This window comes from Dietzia sp. E1 (assembly GCF_014145015.1).
In the GTDB taxonomy this organism is placed as follows: Bacteria; Actinomycetota; Actinomycetes; order Mycobacteriales; family Mycobacteriaceae; genus Dietzia; species Dietzia cinnamea_A.
Genome location: NZ_JAALDU010000486.1, coordinates 1 through 2,373, shown reverse-complemented (window position 1 = coordinate 2,373; position 2,373 = coordinate 1). Strand labels below are relative to the sequence as shown.

Annotated in this window: 1 protein-coding gene and 1 pseudogene; both read left to right on the top strand. The window is 62.1% G+C overall.

Translation table 11 applies throughout. The features are described 5' to 3' along the window. Nucleotides 1–36: 36 nt before the first annotated feature. A pseudogene (locus G6030_RS14355) lies at nt 37–1,044 on the top strand (cytochrome c biogenesis protein ResB); the annotation flags it as partial. Then, nucleotides 1,041–2,045 (top strand): c-type cytochrome biogenesis protein CcsB, encoded by a 1,005-nt coding sequence (gene ccsB / locus G6030_RS14350; protein ID WP_017836393.1) that lies wholly within the window; start codon nt 1,041–1,043, stop codon nt 2,043–2,045. The pseudogene G6030_RS14355 and the gene ccsB, both read left to right, overlap by 4 nt. The last annotated feature ends 328 nt before the right edge of the window (nt 2,046–2,373 follow it).

Below are 2,373 nucleotides of genomic sequence, written 5' to 3'. Positions count from 1 at the left end.
CCGAAAATTCGCAGATCCCCGTGAATCACCGGGGCTAGTGCGTACGACTCGTTCCGGGCAGGTCTGCTGGTAGACGGCACTGACTTGGCGCCGTTCTGTATCAAGGTCGAAGACTTCCGTACCGACTATCTACCCAATGGCCAGGCGGAGATGTTCACCTCCAACATTCGCTTCAGTGAGGAGGTCACTACCACCGATCCAGACACATGGGATCCCTACACGTTGCAGGTCAACCACCCGCTGCGCATCGGCGGTACTCGTGTTTACCTCCAAGGTCACGGCTTCGCGCCCACGTTCACGGTCACGTTCCCCAACGGCGAGACCCGTACAGACACAGTGCAGTGGCAACCGACGGACCTGTTGACTTTTCTCTCCTCCGGCATCATGCGCTTTGATCCGCCAGCCGGCATGTACCCGGACATCGACGATCGCCTTGAGCAGCAGATCGCCATCCAGGGGCTGTTCGCACCGACCGCCTCGTTCGACGGCAACATACTCAGCTCCCGTTTCCCGCGGATGGACGACCCGGCGGTGGCGATCGACGTCTACCAGGGCAACGCCGGCCTGGACAATGGCGGCGCACAGTCGATCTTCTCGCTGGACCCCGACCTAATGGAGTCGGGCGCGTTGGAGCGTAGGGCCCGCGTCAACCTCATGCCCGGCGAATCCACGACCCTGCCCGATGGCACCGAGGTTCGCTTCGATGGAGCCGACGAGTTCATCAACATCCAGGTCTCGGAGGACCCTACTCAGATCTGGGTGGGCGTGTTCGCTGCCGTCATGGTGGGTGGACTCGTCCTGTCGTTGATGGTCCGTCGCCGAAGGATCTGGGCACGGGTCATTGTCGACGGGGCCCAGGCGACCCGCGTCGACCTGGGTGGCCTCGCTAAGACGGACAGATCGGGCTGGGGCCGGGAATTCGACGACCTCCGGGACCGGCTGGCCACCATTGCTACTGCTACACCCGTCTTGCCCGAACCTAGCGACACTGCATCTAGTCGAGGCGCCGACCCCGACGCTTCGTGGAAGGACAACATCCGGTGAACACTGTAATTCTCGCGCAGGGACTGCCTGTCAACGAGACGCTCTCCACCTACAGCGACCTGGCGTATAGGTCCGCGTTCGGTCTATACGTGCTGGCGCTTGTCGCATCGTTGATCTACTACGCCGGATTCCGGGTAGCCAAGGTGACTAAATCAAGCCGGAACCTAGTGGGTGCCGGTGGGCCCGGGCTCACAGAATCAACCTCTCTCACCGACACCGGAGACGAGGACCGTGAGTCCGCAGGCAGTGTCCGCTGGGCACGGATCGCACAGCTATTCATCATCATCGCCTTCCTCTTCCAAGCGGCTGCGCTGATCCTGCGCGGGGTGGCCACAGGTCGCTTCCCGTGGGGCAACATGTACGAGTTCATTCTGGCCACCACGCTGCTGGGAGTGGGCGCCGGGCTGATTTTCCTGCGCAAGCCGGCCCTACAGGTGGCCTGGCCATTCGTACTGGTACCGGTTCTGATCCTGCTGTTTTTCGGCGGCACCAACCTGTATTCCGAAGCCTCTCCCGTCGTGCCGGCACTGCAGTCGTACTGGCTGCCCATCCACGTCTCGATCATCTCGCTGGGATCGGCCATACTGCTGATATCCGGCGTCGCCTCGATCATGTACCTGATCCGGGTGTGGCAACCGCAGGGTCAGGAAACGGGCTGGAGCTCTGGGCTTTCCCGCCCACTACCGCATGCCGACACTCTCGACCGACTGGCCTATCGCACCGCTGTGATCGCATTCCCGATCTACAGCGTGGGCATCCTGCTGGGCGCTGTCTGGGCCGAGGGCGCGTGGGGTCGCTTCTGGGGCTGGGACCCCAAAGAGACTGCCTCCTTCGTCTCTTGGGTCCTTTACGCCGGCTATCTGCACGCCCGTGCCACCAGTGGCTGGGGCCCCAAGAAGGCCGCTTGGATCAACCTCGCCGGGTTTGCGGTGCTCATCTTCAATCTGTTCTTTATCAACATCGTGGTCTCCGGTCTGCACTCCTATGCTGGCCTGAACTGAACGGTTGAGGAGCACTTCGCAGCCTCGATATCTGCTTTAGAAAGCGCAGCATCCAACTCCGCGAAATGAAAGAAACGGGGCCGGCTATCGCCCCGGTCCGACTCGGGCAGGAGACGCTTTTTGGCACCGTGCGAGGCGAGCCGGGTAACCACACTGGGCTAGGTGGAACCGTTCGCGGCACCTCGGGGAAGCCGGTGGCTCCCTGAGTCCGACTACGAAGAGATCGGCAGAACGAAACTGTGAGCTCCCGCAATGAATCCGAACTGACCGGCCGCCGTGTCCGCCCGGCCACCTGGGCGATCCTGGCGTGGATGATCATCATGATCGC